The 17,869-nt window shown below is 42.9% G+C and carries 13 protein-coding genes; 7 read left to right on the top strand and 6 right to left on the bottom strand.

Annotation, left to right across the window (positions count from 1 at the left end):
* Positions 1–34 precede the first annotated feature (34 nt).
* A complete protein-coding gene (gltB, locus tag OQ5_RS0119485; protein WP_016779098.1) occupies positions 35–4,555 on the bottom strand; it encodes a glutamate synthase large subunit in 4,521 nt (1,506 codons plus the stop codon).
* A 411-nt stretch (positions 4,556–4,966) separates the two neighbouring features.
* On the opposite strand from gltB, the gene OQ5_RS25115 reads away from it, so the two are divergent.
* The 7 genes from OQ5_RS25115 (at position 4,967) to OQ5_RS23705 (ending at position 10,608) form a co-directional block, all read left to right on the top strand.
* Positions 4,967–5,218: a LiaI-LiaF-like domain-containing protein gene (locus OQ5_RS25115; protein WP_016779099.1), complete on the top strand. Its 252-nt coding sequence runs from the start codon at positions 4,967–4,969 to the stop codon at positions 5,216–5,218.
* Positions 5,219–5,301: 83 nt separating this feature from the next.
* Positions 5,302–6,033 carry a sensor histidine kinase gene (locus OQ5_RS21780; RefSeq protein ID WP_255297660.1) on the top strand — a complete coding sequence of 244 codons (732 nt, stop codon included), beginning with the start codon at positions 5,302–5,304 and terminating at the stop codon, positions 6,031–6,033.
* Entirely contained in the window at positions 6,030–6,785 is a 756-nt protein-coding gene (locus tag OQ5_RS0119495) for a LytR/AlgR family response regulator transcription factor (RefSeq protein WP_016779101.1), read from the top strand. The genes OQ5_RS21780 and OQ5_RS0119495 overlap by 4 nt, the downstream gene beginning before the upstream one ends.
* A gap of 427 nt (positions 6,786–7,212) precedes the next feature.
* The gene (locus OQ5_RS0119500; RefSeq protein WP_016779102.1) at positions 7,213–7,425 is read left to right on the top strand and encodes a DUF4492 domain-containing protein; all 213 of its coding nucleotides are present in this window, start codon (positions 7,213–7,215) and stop codon (positions 7,423–7,425) included.
* Positions 7,426–7,455: 30 nt separating this feature from the next.
* A complete protein-coding gene (locus tag OQ5_RS0119505; RefSeq protein WP_016779103.1) occupies positions 7,456–9,069 on the top strand; it encodes a cytochrome ubiquinol oxidase subunit I in 1,614 nt (537 codons plus the stop codon).
* The gene (gene cydB, locus OQ5_RS0119510) at positions 9,062–10,195 is read left to right on the top strand and encodes a cytochrome d ubiquinol oxidase subunit II (RefSeq protein WP_016779104.1); all 1,134 of its coding nucleotides are present in this window, start codon (positions 9,062–9,064) and stop codon (positions 10,193–10,195) included. The genes OQ5_RS0119505 and cydB overlap by 8 nt, the downstream gene beginning before the upstream one ends.
* 263 nt (positions 10,196–10,458) lie before the next feature.
* The gene (locus tag OQ5_RS23705) at positions 10,459–10,608 is read left to right on the top strand and encodes a hypothetical protein (protein ID WP_016779105.1); all 150 of its coding nucleotides are present in this window, start codon (positions 10,459–10,461) and stop codon (positions 10,606–10,608) included.
* A 214-nt stretch (positions 10,609–10,822) separates the two neighbouring features.
* Here OQ5_RS23705 and carA read toward each other — a convergent pair whose 3' ends face one another.
* The 5 genes from carA to argB form a co-directional block, all read right to left on the bottom strand.
* Positions 10,823–11,911: a glutamine-hydrolyzing carbamoyl-phosphate synthase small subunit gene (carA, locus tag OQ5_RS0119520; RefSeq protein WP_016779106.1), complete on the bottom strand. Its 1,089-nt coding sequence runs from the start codon at positions 11,909–11,911 to the stop codon at positions 10,823–10,825.
* A 619-nt stretch (positions 11,912–12,530) separates the two neighbouring features.
* The gene (locus OQ5_RS0119525) at positions 12,531–13,877 is read right to left on the bottom strand and encodes a citrate/2-methylcitrate synthase (protein ID WP_016779107.1); all 1,347 of its coding nucleotides are present in this window, start codon (positions 13,875–13,877) and stop codon (positions 12,531–12,533) included.
* Between the two features lie 91 nt (positions 13,878–13,968).
* Positions 13,969–15,303 carry an argininosuccinate lyase gene (gene argH / locus OQ5_RS0119530; protein ID WP_016779108.1) on the bottom strand — a complete coding sequence of 445 codons (1,335 nt, stop codon included), beginning with the start codon at positions 15,301–15,303 and terminating at the stop codon, positions 13,969–13,971.
* 662 nt (positions 15,304–15,965) lie between these two features.
* Positions 15,966–17,039: a M20 family metallo-hydrolase gene (locus tag OQ5_RS0119540; RefSeq protein WP_016779110.1), complete on the bottom strand. Its 1,074-nt coding sequence runs from the start codon at positions 17,037–17,039 to the stop codon at positions 15,966–15,968.
* A 20-nt stretch (positions 17,040–17,059) separates the two neighbouring features.
* Positions 17,060–17,836, bottom strand: coding sequence for an acetylglutamate kinase (gene argB / locus OQ5_RS0119545; protein WP_016779111.1), 777 nt, complete (start codon positions 17,834–17,836; stop codon positions 17,060–17,062).
* Positions 17,837–17,869 lie beyond the last annotated feature (33 nt).

The raw sequence follows: 17,869 nt of genomic DNA on the forward strand, positions 1-17,869 counted from the left end.
TTGGATAATAATAAAGTCGTGATTAACATTTGATTTACTCTCTCAGATGCGGAGCATCTTCCGTCTCACGCAATTTTTTCTCCAGTTCTTCAACCTTCTGCTGTTCCAGCACCTTCTTGTATTCAAACGGAATTACTTTTACAAACCGTGGCAGATATTTATCCCAATTGACAAGCACCTCTCTGGCTTTAGCACTGTTGGTATGCAACAAATGCTTATGAAGAAGAAACTGGAGTTCCTGAACATCCTCATAGTCCTGAACGGGCAACAGATCAACCAACCCTTTGTTACAGAAAAAGTCAAAATTTCCTGTTTCATCCAACACATAGGCAATTCCCCCGCTCATTCCTGCAGCAAAATTCCGTCCTGTTGGCCCGATCACTACAACACGACCTCCGGTCATGTATTCGCAGCAATGATCGCCGGTTCCCTCTACTACAGCATTCGCACCCGAATTCCTTACCGCAAAGCGTTCACCGGCGATACCGTGGACATATAAATGACCACTGGTGGCGCCATACAGAACCGTATTACCTATAATAATGTTCTCCTCGGGTTTAAACTTATGCCCCACCGGTGGCACAACAATTATTTTTCCGCCGGAAAGTCCTTTCCCAAGATAATCGTTAGCCTCTCCCTCAAGGCGAAAACTAACCCCGTTGACAAGAAAAGCACCAAAACTCTGACCTGCAGAACCGGAGAACGAACAATTAATCGTATTTTTTGGAAGCCCTTCTTCACCATATATCCTTGAAACTTCGCCTGATAACATGGCTCCGACGGCTCTGTCGGTATTGTTAACCGGATATGCCATCCAGACACGCGATCCGCTTTGAAGGGCAGGATGGGCTTCCTCAATAAGCTTCCTGTCAAGCACATCATCAATTTTATGATCCTGCTCCATGGTATTACGCAGCGGATATTTATGACCTTCTTCCGGGAAGTGCAATAATCCGGATAAATCCAATCCTCCGGTCTTCCAGTTTTTCACATCAGGGTCTCTTTCAAGCAGATCACTCCGGCCAATAATTTCATCAAGGGATCGATATCCCATTTGAGCAAGTATCTCCCTCACTTCCATTGCAATGAAGGTAAAGAAGTTGATAAGATTTTTGTACTTACCGATAAACCGTTTCCTCAAAACCTCATCCTGCGTGGCAATTCCAGCCGGGCATGTATTCAAATGACATTTTCGCATCATTACGCAGCCCAGCACAATAAGGCTGGAGGTGGCAAAGCCATACTCTTCGGCCCCGAGAAGAGCCATTTTTACGACATCATGGCCGGTTTTTAACTGACCGTCGGTCTGCAATTTCACGCGCCCCCTCAGATTGTTGAGCACCAGCGTTTGTTGTGTTTCGGCAAGCCCTAATTCAACAGGTAATCCAGCATGCTTGATAGAGCTGGTGGGACTTGCCCCGGTACCTCCTTCGGTCCCGCTGATCACAATAAGATCGGCATGCGCTTTAGCCACCCCGGCTGCAACAGTACCAACACCGGTCTCGGAGACCAGCTTAACGCTAATTTTGGCCCCTGGGTTTGCATTCTTCAGATCAAAGATCAACTGGGCAAGGTCCTCAATTGAGTAGATATCATGATGCGGCGGAGGTGAAATCAGGGTAATCCCGGGGGTGGAGTGCCTCAGTTTGGCAATTACTTTATCCACTTTATATCCGGGTAACTGTCCGCCTTCTCCAGGCTTCGCTCCCTGAGCAATTTTTATTTGCAACTCATCGGCATTGACAAGGTAATTATTGGTAACCCCAAACCGGCCGCTGGCCACCTGTTTTATGGCGCTTCTGGCCGGAGTGCTAAACCGTTTAGCATCTTCTCCTCCTTCACCTGTATTACTTCTTCCCCCAATTTCATTCATTGCCATAGCGAGGGCTTCATGCGCCTCTTTGGAAATAGAGCCGTAACTCATTGCGCCAGTCACAAATCTTTTCATGATAGACTCAACAGGTTCTACCTCCTCAATATTAATGGGTGTACCGTTTTTAAATTTTAAAAAACCACGTAAAAACAGCGGTTTTCTATTGTCTTCCTCAACCTGGCGTGAATACTGCTTAAATTTATCGTAATCGTTTCTGGAAGTTGCCCATTGGAGTAACCCGATAGATTCGGGATTCCAGGCATGTTTCTCTCCGTATCTTCTGTAAGCATAGGCTCCGGCACTTTCATACGGGCCTTTTGGCAATAACTCATCGAAAGCCTTCTGATGGAATTCAAGCGCCTCTTTAGCAATTTCCTCGAACCCGACCCCGCCAATCCGGGAGGTAGTTCCGGTAAAATATTTGTCAATTACTTCCTGTGAAATCCCGATGGCTTCAAAAATCTGAGCTCCATGATAACTGCGCAGGGTCGAAATGCCCATTTTCGACAGCACTTTCAGCAAACCTTTGTCGACCGCCTTAATGTATCTCTCCCTTGCTTCACTGTAAGAACCTTCAATTTTCCCCTGCTTCACCAGATCGTTAATAGCTGCAAAGCAAACGTAGGGATTAATCACACTGGCTCCATAGCCAAGCAATAATGCAAAATGCATCACCTCACGGGCCTCACCCGTTTCAATAATCAAACCCACCTGCATCCTCCTTTTGGCCTTTATCAGATGATGATGAACTGCCGCGGTAGCGAGTAACGAAGGAATAGCGGCATTTTCAATGCTCACTCCCCTGTCGCTCAGAATAACATAATTATTCCCGTCATCCACGGCTTTCTCGGCCCGTAAGCATATATCCTCCAACGCTTTCTCAAGTCCCATTCCGCCTTCCGAAGCACGGAAGAGCATAGGAATGGTGACATGAGTGAATTCCTCGCGGCGGTAATCTTTTATTTTGCCCAGATCGGTATTGGTAATCAGCGGACTTGTAAATTTAACAGACCTGCAATGTTCAGGGCTTTCCATCAGCAGATTTTTAGACACAGAGCCAATATAATTGGTGAGTGCCATTACAAGTCCTTCCCGGATTGGGTCTATGGCGGGATTTGTCACCTGTGCAAAATGCTGCCTGAAATAACTAAAAAGACGTTGCGGCTTGTCCGAAAAAATGGACATAGGCGTATCGTTACCCATTGATCCCACTGGTTCCACGCCAGTTTGGGCCATGGGAGTTATAATCATACTGAACTCTTCTTTATTGTATCCAAAGGCCTTCAGATACATATCATACTTGTCGCCCAACTGCGATGGTACACGTTGCCGCACTTCAATATCCTTCAGACTGATACGGTTTTCATTCAGCCAGTTCTGGTAAGGATGTCGACGGGATAGCTGGGCTTTAATCTCCTCATCCGGGATTATGATGCCCAACTGAGTATCTACAAGCAACAGTTTCCCCGGTTTTAATCGTCCTTTAGCTACAATTTTTCCGGCCGGAAAAGTTTGTACGCCCACTTCCGATCCCATTACTATAAAATCGTCATCGGTAATTACATAACGTGAAGGGCGAAGTCCGTTCCGGTCCAGCGTTCCGCCAATATACCGGCCGTCGGAAAAAACAACAGAAGCCGGTCCGTCCCATGGTTCCATGATGGTACTGTGATACTCGTAATAAGCCTTCAAGCTGGGTGGGATGGGATTTTTATCGTTCCACGACTCAGGAATCAGCATAGTAAGCGCATGTGGCAAAGAGCGACCGGCCAGAAACAGAAATTCAAGGACATTATCAAGAGATGCCGAATCACTTTTCCCGTCTTCAATGACCGGAAACAATTTTTTAAGGTCTTCACCGAACATGTCCGACGCAAGCAATCCCTCCCTGGCCTGCATCCAAAGGCGGTTCCCTTTAATGGTGTTGATTTCACCGTTGTGGGCTAAAATACGGAAGGGCTGAGCCAAATCCCAGGTGGGAAACGTATTGGTGCTGAACCTGGAGTGAACCAGAGCAATCGCGCTCGCCATGCGTGAATCCTGTAAATCCGTAAAATATTCACCCAGTTGACCGGGCGTAAGCATTCCCTTATAGATAAATACTTTGGAAGACAAACTAACGATGTAAAAACATTTCTTTCCGCTTATATCAGACTTGCGAATTGCATTTTCAGTAACCTTCCGAAGCAAATATAGTTTCCTTTCAAGTGCATCCTGTTCACTGAAATTACCGGTCACAAAAACCTGTTTGATGGCAGGCTCACTGCTTTTGGCAATCTCTCCGATAGCGTCAGAATCAACCGGAACATCCCGGTAACCAATAAGCTCAAGTCCTTCTTCAATAATATTCTTATTCAGAATTTCCAGGCAGGCTTTGGCAGAATTGGCATCAGAAGGCAAAAAGACCAGGCCGGTTCCGTAACTCCCCGCTGCCGGCAAATCGAAATCCAGTGTCCTGAAATAATCATGCGGAACCTGCATAAGAATACCGGCACCGTCACCCGATTTGTTATCGGCACTTTCGGCACCGCGGTGGGTCATATTCACCAGAACCTCCAGGCCTTTCCTGACGATGTCGTTAGACGGTTTTCCTTTAATGTGCGCCACAAATCCAATTCCACAATTGTCATGTTCATTGACCGGATCGTACAGCCCCTGAACTTTCGGAAAACGTTGCTGCATACTGAACAAATTTAATGGAGATAAACAATAGGATAACTTCACATTCTGAAGCATCCTGTTTTACACTATCACATTTTGAGTGAAAAAAATTAATATTCGAAAGCAAAAATAGCTATTTTAATTACATTTATCAAATTTTGAAGCAACTATTCTTACAATTAACTACTTTAATCATGTGTTTGTTCAGAAATGTGCCATATACTGAGTTATGTTTGTCCGAAACGAATAACAGTTAAAAATCGCAGTTCATCAGATTTATTCTCCGGCTTATCGAAATGCCCTGCCAAACAGACAAAAACATTGTATTTTTGTTTCTGGAAACAGACTTTTAAAGGTTTAGAAAAGCACAGTATTGAACCACTCCCTGTTTCGCGTGATTATTAAACAAATGCCGATAAAAATTATAAGACCATGGAACCAAATTTTAAAAATCATTCTTCAAAACGTTGTCATTCAATGACCGGAATCGCCCTAATCCTGATCGGAGCCATTATTTTGGCAGGAAATATTGGATGGATTCCTGCCCCAATATGGGATGTTCTCTATTCCTGGCCATCCATTTTCCTGATTATCGCTTTTATCGACCTGCTGAAACAAAAAATGATTGTACCGCACAGCACGATTTTAAAAGATCGGCATTATATCACGTTTTTCATCATATAATCACCCTTTTTGTCACACTGATACTTTGGTTAGGGGCTTCCTATATGTTGTCTCAATTTTTTATGGGGCATAATGTTGATTATATGACATTTACCAACAACAGTCTTCCTTTCAGGGCAGCAATCGGCTGTCTGTTGTTGATTCTGATAATGACAATGTACCATTTCATCGATTTCTATAAACACCTGGAAGAAAAGAATATAAGAGAAGAACAATTGAAAAAAATGGTAAAGGAGGCAGAACTCAGAGCACTGAAAGCACAACTTAATCCGCATTTTCTTTTCAACAGCCTTAATTCAATAAGTTCGCTGACTATTTCGGAGCCCGACAGTGCCCGTGAGATGCTTACCCAGCTATCCGATTTCCTCCGCTATTCACTTCGTAATAACAACGAGTCGATGTTACCATTGAACGAAGAGATCAAAAATATGCGGAGGTACCTTGAAATAGAAAAAGTAAGATTTGGTGACAGACTTCAATGTGAATTTGAAATACCCCTTGAATGCTATGATATTAATGTTCCGGCAATGTTGTTACAGCCGGTCTATGAAAATGCGATAAAGCACGGCCTTTATGAAAGTGTTGAACCGGTGTGCATACGAACCTATTGCCAGCCCCGTCATGACCACCTGGAGATATCAATCATAAACAACTATGACCCTGATAGCACTCCGGTAAAAGGAGAAGGTGTAGGACTTGAAAACGTCAGAAACAAACTCTTCCTTTTCTACAACAGGAAGGACCTCCTTTCAATAACCCGTGAAAACAACCATTTTGAAGTCAAATTCATTTTGCCTGTAAAACAAAAACCATGAATAAAACCAATTTTACCGCTCTTATTATAGACGACGAACCACCCGCAAGAGCAGTAGTACGTTCTTTTCTACAGCAGCATCCCCAAATATCGGTCGTTGGAGAGTGCGGCAACGGCTTCGAAGCATTAAAAAGCATCCAGGAAAACAATCCCGATATCCTGTTTCTGGATGTTCAAATGCCGAAAGTTTCAGGCCTTGAACTCCTTGAAGTACTGGACGAAGTTCCGGTAGTTGTGTTTTCAACAGCTTACGATCAATACGCGCTGAAAGCTTTTGAAATGAGCGCTGTTGATTATCTTCTAAAGCCTTACTCGCAAACACGGTTCAACCAGGCCATGGAAAAAGTAATGGCCCAACTGAAAAAAGGACAAAAAACCAATGCTGCAGAATTGCTCAAAAACCATTCGGCTGCATCAAACTCCCTGCTTCAGCGCGTGGTGGTTAAAACCGGTAACAAAATGCACGTTATTCCCGTTAATAAAATCCGCTACATTGAAGCGAGCGAAGATTATGTAATGATCTATGCTGAAAATTCAAGACACCTGAAGGCACAAACAATGCGTTATTTTGAAGAACATCTCGAACCTTCGCAATTCGTACGCATACACCGGTCATATATTGTAAACGTCAGTTTCGTGGAACGCCTGGAGCCTTATGATAAGGATACATATGTTGCGATTATGACTGAAGGACAAAGACTTAAAATTAGCCGTACCGGCTACAAAAAACTTAAAGAAACACTCAATTTCTGACCCCTTCTGTAATGTTTCAGTCAATAGTTTTTAGCCTATAGTCAGTAGTACGGCACCTGTTACTGACTATAAACTACCGACTATAAACTAATGACTATAAACTAATGACTAAGCCTGCTCCCCTGAGAATTTGATCATCAATAATTCCTCTATTTAGGTATTAAGGTTCTTAATTATTTATTATTTTAGCGACATTAAAAAGCGACATAAAAAAACATCCCGGTATGTAATTAGTGTCTGTCCATAAAGTGCCATTTACTGTGTTACGCTCGTCCGAAAATTAGTCATTTACGATGAGTAATTTTCGGACTTCGCAAGCCCTGTAAATGACACCTTCTGAACAGACACAACATACTGTAAAAAATTTTTTCGAGTTTATAGACACGCACTAATTACTAATTTTTTTGCTATCTTGAAATACTCAAACATGGAACGTATCAAAAAAATAGTCGACTTTTATGTAACCGGCTTCAGGGAGTTACCGGGCTGGGGAAGAGCTCTTTGGGCCATAATACTCATTAAGCTCTTTATCATGTTTGTGGTATTACGCCTGTTCTTTTTCCCTGATCAGCTACAAACCAATTACAAAACGGATGAAGAACGGGCAAATCATGTTATCGAAAACATAACCAAACCATAGTAAATAATTAACGATTAAACCTCAGATACGATGCTTGAAAACATTGACTTCACCCTGGTCAACTGGTCCCGCGGGCAATTTGCCCTCACCGCCATGTTTCACTGGATATTTGTTCCTCTGACACTGGGACTTTCCTATATCATGGCCTACATGGAGACCATGTATGTAAAGACTGGTGATCCGGAATGGAAAAGGATTACCAAATTTTGGATGAAACTTTTCGGAATTAACTTTGCCATCGGCGTTGCGACCGGGATTATTCTGGAATTTGAATTTGGTACCAACTGGAGTAACTATTCATGGTTTGTTGGAGACATTTTCGGAGCGCCACTTGCCATTGAAGGCATTATGGCATTCTTCCTGGAAAGCACATTCATTGCAGTCATGTTTTTCGGATGGGACAAAGTGAGTAAAAGGTTCCATTTAACAGCTACGTGGCTGACAGCCATCGGCGCAAGCCTGAGTGCTATCTGGATACTGGTAGCCAACGCGTGGATGCAAAATCCCGTTGGCACCTTCTTCAATCCCGAAACTGCCCGCAACGAGATGATCAATTTTTGGGATGTTTTCCTTTCCGAAACAGCCGTTAACAAGTTTGTGCACACCATCACATCGGGTTTTGTTCTGGCATCCATTTTTGTGATCGGGGTCAGCAGCTGGTTTTTAATCAAAAAGCGGGAATTGCTGCTTGCCAAGCGGAGTATTGTCATTGCCTCGGTTTTCGGGCTTATCAGTTCGTTTGTTCTTATCGGCACGGGAGACAGCTCAGCCAAAGAAATTGTAAAGACCCAACCAATGAAACTGGCAGCTATGGAAGCTCTTTATGAAGGGCAAACCAATGCTCCGTTAGTCGCCTTTGGCATCCTGAGTGGAAAAGAAAACCACAAAAATGTTGATGCCGACAGTCAGGCCGACTTCCTCTTTAAAATAGAAATTCCTTCAATGCTTTCGTGGCTCGCCTATGGAGATACCGATAATTTTGTAGCCGGCATAAAAGACCTCATCATGGGTAATGAGGAACAGGGCATCCTCTCATACGAGGAAAAAATAAAACGCGGTTACGAAGCTCAACAAGCGCTTCTTGCCTTAAAAAAAGTCCAAAAGAACAATCCGGAGAGCCCCGAAGCAGAAGCGCTGAAGGCCAAATTCAGGGATCCGGATTTTATCGAAAACAATGTTAAATATTTCGGGTACGGAAATTTCTATGATCCCGATCCTGAAGTATTGAAGAAAAACGCATTCAAGATGGTACCTCCAATTTCCATGACCTTTTATGCTTTTCATATCATGGTGATTCTTGGCGGTTTGTTTCTGCTTCTCTTCGCAGTTTTCCTCTATCTGGTCATGAAGGACCAACTGCACAATAAGAAATGGCTCTTATGGGCCGGCGTTTGGACCATTCCACTGGCTTACATCGCGTCTCAGGCCGGCTGGATTGTCGCCGAAGTAGGTCGCCAGCCCTGGGTCATCCAGGACCTTATGCCAACAATGAAGGCCGTAACCCACATAGATGTTGGTTCGGTTATGACCACTTTCATCCTGTTTTCAGTGACTTTTATCGGCCTCTTCATTGCCGAGATCAGGATTATGATTAAACAAATCAAAGTAGGACCCCAAAAGAAGGAGGACATAAACAATGTTTGAATCATTATCGCATCTTGCTTTACAGCAATACTGGTGGATCATTATTTCCGTACTGGGCGGTGCCCTGGTATTCCTGATGTTTGTTCAGGGCGGACAGACGTTGATTTATCAGGTAGGGAAATCCAAAGATGAACGCACCATGCTGATCAATGCTCTGGGGCGTAAATGGGAATTTACTTTTACCACACTTGTTACCTTTGGAGGAGCCTTTTTTGCATCATTTCCCCTCTTTTACAGCACCAGCTTCGGTGGTGCTTACTGGGCATGGATGGTGCTCTTGTTTGCTTTTATTCTGCAGGCCGTCTCTTATGAATTCCGATCCCGTCCGGGGAATGTTTTCGGAGCACGCACCTATGAGACATTTCTCTTTATCAACGGATTGATCGGAACCTTTCTTTTGGGTGTGGTGGTCGCCAGTTTTTTTACAGGCTCACCGTTTACTTTGACCGATCTTAATGAAACTCGATGGGAGTCCCCTTTACGTGGGCTGGAACTCCTGTTCAACCTGCATAATCTCATTCTTGGTTTGGCAGTATTTTTCCTCGGCCGCACACTGGGACTCCTCTACTTTAAAAATACAGTAGAAGATGAAAAAATTGAAAATAACATTCGAAAGCAACTTTGGTATAACGCCTTACCGTTTCTGATACTCTTTGTTGCATTCATAACCTGGCTGATGTTTCGCGACGGATACGCTATAAATCCTGATAACGGGGAAATTTTCATGGAACCGTATAAATACTTCCGTAATCTGATTGAAATGCCGCTGGTACTGATATTGTTTCTGGCAGCTGTTATCCTTGTTATTTATGGCATTGCCATCACTCTTTTCAGGAACAGTTCTGCCGGTATTTGGTTTACCGGGCCGGGGACATTTCTTGCAGTGTTTTCTCTTTTCCTTGTTGCGGGATTCAATAACACCGCCTTTTATCCATCGAGCATCGATCCCCAAAGTTCACTGACAATTATGAAAGCCTCATCCAGTCATTTCACGCTGACAGTCATGAGCTACGTATCACTGATGATTCCAATTGTAGCCGCCTATATCTGGTTTACATGGCGGGCTATCAATAAAAAGAAAATCAGTAAAGATGAATTGTCATCCGGAGAATCACATTTTTATTAGACGATTTTGCGAGGTATTAGATGGATAGAGGTTAGTAACCGACAGGCAGAAGTTTGCCAGGCAAAAGTGTTAAGTTTTGCAGAGAAGAATTTTGCCGTTAGTACCAAAAATTGGCCTGATAAGCAAAAATCCAAATCTGCAAAACAAATAATTGATATAGAGCATTTTGTAATTTGAATTAGATGAAAGAGGTTGGAAGTTGGATAACTTAGACCTTAAACAATTCTCAGGAAAAGGAAGAAAAAACAAAAAACATTAACGATATGAGTTATTTTGGATCCGTTCTGATGTATCTTTTGTGGTTGGCAACTGTTGCCATAGGCTATTTTGCTTCGATGATGGCCATAAAGATATTTGATAAAAAATGGAAAGAAAAAACAGAGGCTGAAGAAGCAACAGGAAATTATCAATAAACCCATCATGGCAAAGGTTTGCCGCAATAAGAATATGTATAATGGAGCCAACGACCTCTGTGCTACTTTTCTGTCGCCGCTCCGCAGCTATATTTCTACCAGCCTGCTAACCTAATAACCTACTTGCCTAATAACCTTATTCCATGCTCTCTGCCCCTTGCCCTCTGCTCTATGCCCCTTGTCCTCAACCGCATTCTTCTGCCTGTCGGTTAACTTATTTCTCTCCCTTCGATTTCTTTATTAAATCAACGAAATCGTCGAAAAGAAACTCTGTATCGGTAGGTCCGCTTGAAGCCTCAGGATGAAACTGGGTAGAAAAAAACGGCTTGGATTTATGACGTATGCCTTCATTGGTGTTGTCGTTAATATTGACAAACAAAGGTTCCCACTCATCACCCAAAGTGTCGGTATCCAGAACATACCCATGGTTCTGACTGGTAATATAACATGTACCGGTACCCGCTTTAATAACAGGGTGATTGTGTGCGCGGTGGCCATATTTTAGTTTATGAGTAGAGCCACCGGCAGCGGTTCCAAGCAATTGATTCCCCAGGCAAATTCCAAAAATCGGCTTGCTGTCGTTTAGGGCTTTGCTGATGTGATTGATGGTAACATCACACATTTGAGGATCGCCGGGGCCGTTGGCAAGCATTATGCCGTCGAACTGATCGTTGTTGAAGTCATAATCCCAGGGAACAAGGGTAACGGTAGTATCCCGCTTCAGAAGACAACGAATGATATTGTATTTACCCCCGGTATCGACCAATACAATCTTGTGTTTTCCATTTCCGTAGGTCACTTTTTCCCTGGTACTGACACGAGATACTAAATTTTCCTTATTGGGATCATAAAAGTCAATTTCTTCCCCGTCCACTTCAATTTTCCCGAGCATTGTTCCCTTTTCACGCAATATTTTCGTCAAGGCCCTGGTATCGATTCCAAAAATTCCCGGAACTTCATTCTGCTTCAGCCAGTCTCCCAGGGAGCCTCTTGCATTCCAGTGACTGTAATCGAAAGAATAATCGGAAATGACAAATCCTGAAACATGAATGCTGTCGGATTCATAAAATTTAGGAATTCCGTTTTCTTTATCATCTTTCGGCACCCCGTAATTTCCCACAAGAGGGTAGGTGGAAACCAAAATCTGCCCTTCGTATGAAGGGTCTGTTAAACTTTCCGGGTAGCCGGTCATAGCGGTATTAAAAACAACTTCTCCGGCTACAGATTTGTGATACCCGAAGGATTTTCCTTTAAAGACCGTTCCGTCCTCCAACACGAGTTTAATAGGCTTAAAATCAGGCATACTAAAATCTTCTTTAAAATTATCACTCGCCTTCCGCAAAAAATGCATTCACCGAAAAACCGGTAAATGCATGTAATTGTGGGACACTATCATGATGCAAAAATAGGAAAATGTTGGCATAAAAACCAGCCGGAAAAGAATAATTTCGAATATTTATTAAATTTGACTCTTACAAATCGAATAAATATACATTCATTATATCTCAGGGTATCCCAAAAACAGCAGAAACACTTCCAGTAAAGAGTTCACAACAGATATTTCCCTTAATTAGTGTCTGTCCATAAAGTACCATTTGCTGTGTTACGCTCGCCGCCAAAATACTCATTTACGAAAAGTAAACTCCGTTTTTGGCGGCTTCGCAAGCCTTGCAACTGGCACTTTCTGAACAGACACTCATATTGTGAAAATTTTTGCGAGTTTATAGACACGCACTTATTAGTGTCTGTCCATAAAGTACCATTTGCTGCGTTACGCTTGTCCGAAAATTACTCATTTACGATGAGTAAACTCGGTATTTTCGGACTTCGCAAGCCTTGTAAATGAAACTTTCTGAACAGACACATGCTAAGTAAGAAATTTTCCAGACTTTATAGACGGGCACTAATTACTGGAGAACATTTTATTCTCTTTTCTCAATCGGGACATATTCCAGTCGCGGATAAACGGCTTTATAGGCGGGACGAATAATCCGACGGCTCGAACAGGTAACTTCTTCTATGCGGTGTGCACACCATCCGGCAATCCTGGCAACAGCAAAAATAGGAGTGTAAATTTCTTCGGGTATCTCAAGACACTGATAAACAAACCCTGAGTAAAAATCAACATTGGCGCAAACCACTTTTGAATTAGACCCTTTAAACTTATAGAATACTTCAGGGGCAAGCCGTTCAATCAGGGTATAGAGTTTGAATTCAGCCAGTCGCCCTTTTTCTTTGGCCAGTTCCTCTGCCTTCTCTTTAAGCAACACGGCCCGGGGATCGGAAAGCGTATAAATGGCGTGTCCTATTCCGTAAATCTTACCTGTTCCGTCATTGGCCTTCTTGTTCAGAATCTTTTCGAGGTATTCGGCCACTTCATTCTCATCCTCCCAGTTTTTGACGTTTTGCTTGATGTTATCCATCATGTTAATCACTTTCAGGTTGGCTCCGCCGTGCAATCCTCCTTTTAGCGAACCAAGAGCAGCAGCAATAGCCGAATAGGTGTCTGTTTGGGCTGAACTAACTACCCTTGTTGTGAACGAGGAGTTGTTTCCGCCGCCGTGTTCGGCATGTAACACCAGTGAAAGGTCAAGCAAATCCGCTTCAAGACTGGTATACTTTTTCCCTTTGAGCATATAAAGAAAATTTTCGGCGGCACTAAGCCCGGGTTGAGGATGACGGATAATCAGTGATTTCCTCTGATAGGAGTGACGCATCCCATAGTAGGCATAAGCCACAATGACAGGAAATTTGGCAATGAGACTGATCGATTGTTTGAGAAGATTTTCGGGTGAATAATTTTCGGCTTCATCGTCGGCGGTATAAAGCCCCAACACCGACCTCGCCAGCATATTCATTACGCAGCGACCCCGCAACGACAAAATCATATTTTTTGAGAAAAATTCCGGAAGTTCACGCTCTTCCGCCAGCATTTCAGAAAATTCCTTTAGTTGCGAAGTATTGGGCAATTTCCCCGAGAGTAACAGATAAGCGGCCTCTTCAAAACCATGCCGCCCGTCTTGCTGAAAACCACGGCAAAGGTCCTTCAATTCAATGCCCCGGTAGTACAGTTCACCGTTGGCCGGGATGATATTTCCCTGTTCATCTTTGTTGTATCCAACCACATCGCCAATGTTGGTCAGCCCGACCAAAACGCCGGAAAAATCGGCATTCCGCAGTCCCCGTTTTACATTGTACTGGACATACAAATCTTTGTCAATCTCACACGACTGAACTGCTGATTTCGCTAATTCTTTCAAAAAGGCCATACACAATATTTTTTGGTTAATTTGTGTCCGTCCATAAAGTGCCAATTACTGTGTTACGCTTGTAGCTGTCACTTTCTGAACAGACACTTGATTAAGTAATTAATTTTTCAATAGCAGCCTCAACCTTCCCGAAGCTAAAACCAAGCATCACTGCATTCATCTTCTCTCTGATTTTATCATTGCAAAGATTACCAATGCTGCCCTCGTGGGTATGCTTCACCCGGGAGGTATCGGGACTGAACTTACCGGCTTCAATTTCAAGCCCTACCTGTTTATATGCATCACGAAACGGAACCCCTTTCAGAACACGCCGGTTTACTTCCTCTACACTGAAAGCATATTTATACATCTCGTTATCCATAATATTATGGACTACTTCCATGCGCTGAAGGGCTAGAGTCATTATATCGAGGCAACTGATTAATTCATCAAAAGCCGGAATAAAAATTTCCTTAATAATCTGCATATCCCTGAAATAACCAGAAGGCAGATTACCGGTTATATATGCGATTTGTTGAGGCATATCCGTCAGTTTGTTGCACCGTGCCCGTAACAATTCAAAAACATCAGGATTCTTTTTATGTGGCATGATACTCGAACCGGTTGTAAAATCATCAGGGAGCCTTATAAATCCGAAATTCTGACTCATATACAGGCAGGCATCCATCGCCAGGCGGGATAAAGTACCGGCAATCGATGACAGTGCCATCGCCGCGGTACGTTCCATTTTTCCACGCCCCATCTGAGCATATACAACATTATAGCTAAGATCGTCAAACCCCAGTAAACCGGTTGTCATTGTTCGATCGAGTGGAAAGGAATTTCCATATCCGGCGGCTGCACCCAGCGGATTTTGGTTCACAATCTTCCATGCTGCCAGCATCAATTGCATATCGTCTGCCAGACTTTCGGCATAAGCACCGAACCACAGTCCGAATGATGAAGGCATTGCTACCTGCAAATGCGTGTAACCGGGGAGAAGATCATTTTTATGCTCTTCACTTTTGTTTTGAAGAGTCTTAAACAATTCCCCAGCCGACCCGGCTACTTCCATAATTTTATGCCTTGTAAAAAGTTTCAGATCGAGCAACACCTGGTCATTTCGAGACCGACCACTGTGAACCTTTTTGCCTATATCTCCAAGTTTGCGCGTCAATTCAAGTTCTACCTGCGAATGAACATCCTCGATTCCTTCTTCGATCCGGAAATTTCCTTTTTTCGCTTCTTTATATAAATCCTTTAGTGCAGGCAATAAAGCGTTCAAATCATCTTCAGACAACAATCCGACTTTCTTTAGCATCATGCTATGAGCTATTGTTCCCATAATATCAAACGGAGCAAGGAAAACATCCAGTTCCCTGTCCTTTCCAATTGTAAAAGATTCTATCTTCTTATCGGTTCCGGTACCTTTATCCCAAAGCTTCATAGCTGCAAATTTTATTAAACAAGTACATCTTAACAGAGGGTTTGAATCTTAAATGTTAGATTAAGATGACTTATATAACCTGAGCCCGGTCTAAAAAGCATCTTTGTTGCCAAACTCTGTGTTGTTTTAAATTTTTGCATCCTCATTAACAATGAGTTAACTCCGGTACAAAAATTTAAAACGCCTTGATTTTGACAAAAATATGCTTTTTATACCGCACTCATAACCTTGTAATACTGCATTTTACCCGGCAAAACCTCTTGAACACAAATTATTGACTTCCATTCTGTTACATGAATATAGCGGAGTATTGGTTTCTGTATCATGGCATTAAATTTCTGTTCCAGGTCAGAAACAACATCCCCTCTCAGCAAAACCACCATTTTCTGAAAGACCTTTTACAACAAAGCTAAATTTTGTTTATCGGGGAAAAAACAGGTGGTAAAACTCTCTCCACAGGTGGGGAAATACTCATTTTCCCAACAGGAAATGCAACGGATATAAGTGAATAATATTCACAAAAAATTCAGAAATCAACTTATTACAGTTTATTCCCAATCTGTAACCATTTTGTTGAAATCATCACAAAAATAAACGATTTATTTTAAAAACACTATAAAATCGTTCAAATTAGCCTTCAAAAAGATGAATTTAAAATCATTTTAAATTGAATGAATATGCAAACCGTCCAGTAATTGATGGTAAATCTTCACGCCTTCAACAATTTCTGAGGGTCTGATGAATTCATCAGAAGTATGAGAACGGGAAGAATCGCCCGGACCAATCTTTACGGTAGTAAACGGCATCCGTGCCTGATCGGAGGTAGTAGGAGAGCCAAATTTTTCAAGCCCCAGCTCTTCGCCCCGCTTCACGAAGGGGTGATTTACAGAGATAGAAGAACTGTTTAGTCTGAAAGACCGAGCCTTCAATTCACAGTTAACATGTTGCCTGATAAGTTGAAATAATTCCTCGTTTTTATAGTGCTCATTTACTCTTATATCGACCATAAACCGGCAAACATCCGGAACTACATTATGTTGGGAGCCTGCCCCGATACCGGTAACAGTCATCTTCACCGGTCCAAGAAACTCTGATTGCAGGGGAAATTGATAATTCCTGAACCATTCAATTGCAGGAATCGCTTCATAAATAGCATTGATGCCTTCGTCACGGGCTGCATGACCACTTTTACCTTTTACCGTTCCGTCGAGCACTATCAGTCCTTTTTCGGCCACAGCCATCTGCATGCGGGTGGGTTCACCCACAACCCCGAGGTCAACAGGTCCGAGTTGGTCAAGAATTGAGGCTACACCCTCATCTCCGGATATTTCCTCCTCCGCAGTTGCAGAAAAAATAAAGTTACACGGTTGTTTCCTTTCCTCCAACATCCTGAAAGTGGCAAGTAATGAAACAACCGATGCACCTGCATCGTTACTTCCGAGCCCGGTTATCTTATCATTTTCTTCTTTGGGGGTGAACGGATCACTTGTCCAGCCCGAAGAGGGTTTAACCGTATCGATGTGAGAATTCAGCAATATGGTAGGTGTTTTTTCGGAGTAGTATTTCGACCTGATCCAGAGGTTATTTCCTTTTCGCTGATAATAATCCAATCCGGTTCTTTTAAAAAAATCTTCAAGCAATGCGGCCACTCCTTCTTCTTCGCGACTAACAGAAGGGACAGCTATCATTCTTTTCAGAAGTTCAATTGCATCGGTTATGTATGGATGAACGGACATATTTAAATTTTCGATAAAACTTATTCGCTAAGCGTAGTGCCCCTTCCGGGAATGGTTAATCCTTCAATATTGGTAATAACCACTTCCAGCACCCCCCGGTTTAAAGCATTAAACCCGTTTTCGAGCTTAGGTACCATTCCTTCTGCAATGATGCCCTCATCACGATACATTTGGAACAATTCACGGTTCAGAAAAGGAATAACAGAACTGTCATCATCCGGATTAACCAAAACGCCAGGCTTTTCGAAACAAAATACCAAACGGGTATCAAAAGCTTCTGCAAATCCTACAGCCAGGGAGGAAGCAATGGTATCGGCATTTGTATTGAGTATATGTCCTTCTCCATCGTGTGTCAAAGGAGCAACCACGGGAACAATACCCTGTTTGATTAAGGTTGTCAAACTACCAATGTTGACATCATCCACATCCCCCACAAAACCATAATCAACTTCGGTTCCTGTTCGCTTATGGGCTTTCACAATATTCATATCTGCTCCGGTAACGCCAAAAGCGTTGACCCCTCTTGCCTGAAGTGCAGCTACCACATTTTTATTGACCAGGCCGCCATAGACCATTGTCACCACCTCAAGCATCTTTTCATCTGTAACCCGGCGTCCTTCCACCATTTTTGTCTCTATTCCCAGTCGCCCTGCAAGGGCCGTAGCCGAACGCCCGCCTCCGTGAACAAGAAGCTTGGCGCCGGGAAGCGCTGCAAAGTCGTCCATAAATATGTTGAGTGTCTGTTCCTCTTCCAGAACTTTCCCTCCTACTTTGACAATGGTTAATTGTTGATCCATAAAAACTATTAACTTATGTTTTGATCAATTGAA

It is taken from the genome of Anaerophaga thermohalophila str. Valhall, from assembly GCF_000250735.1.
GTDB classification, from domain to species: domain Bacteria; phylum Bacteroidota; class Bacteroidia; order Bacteroidales; family Marinilabiliaceae; genus Anaerophaga; species Anaerophaga thermohalophila_A.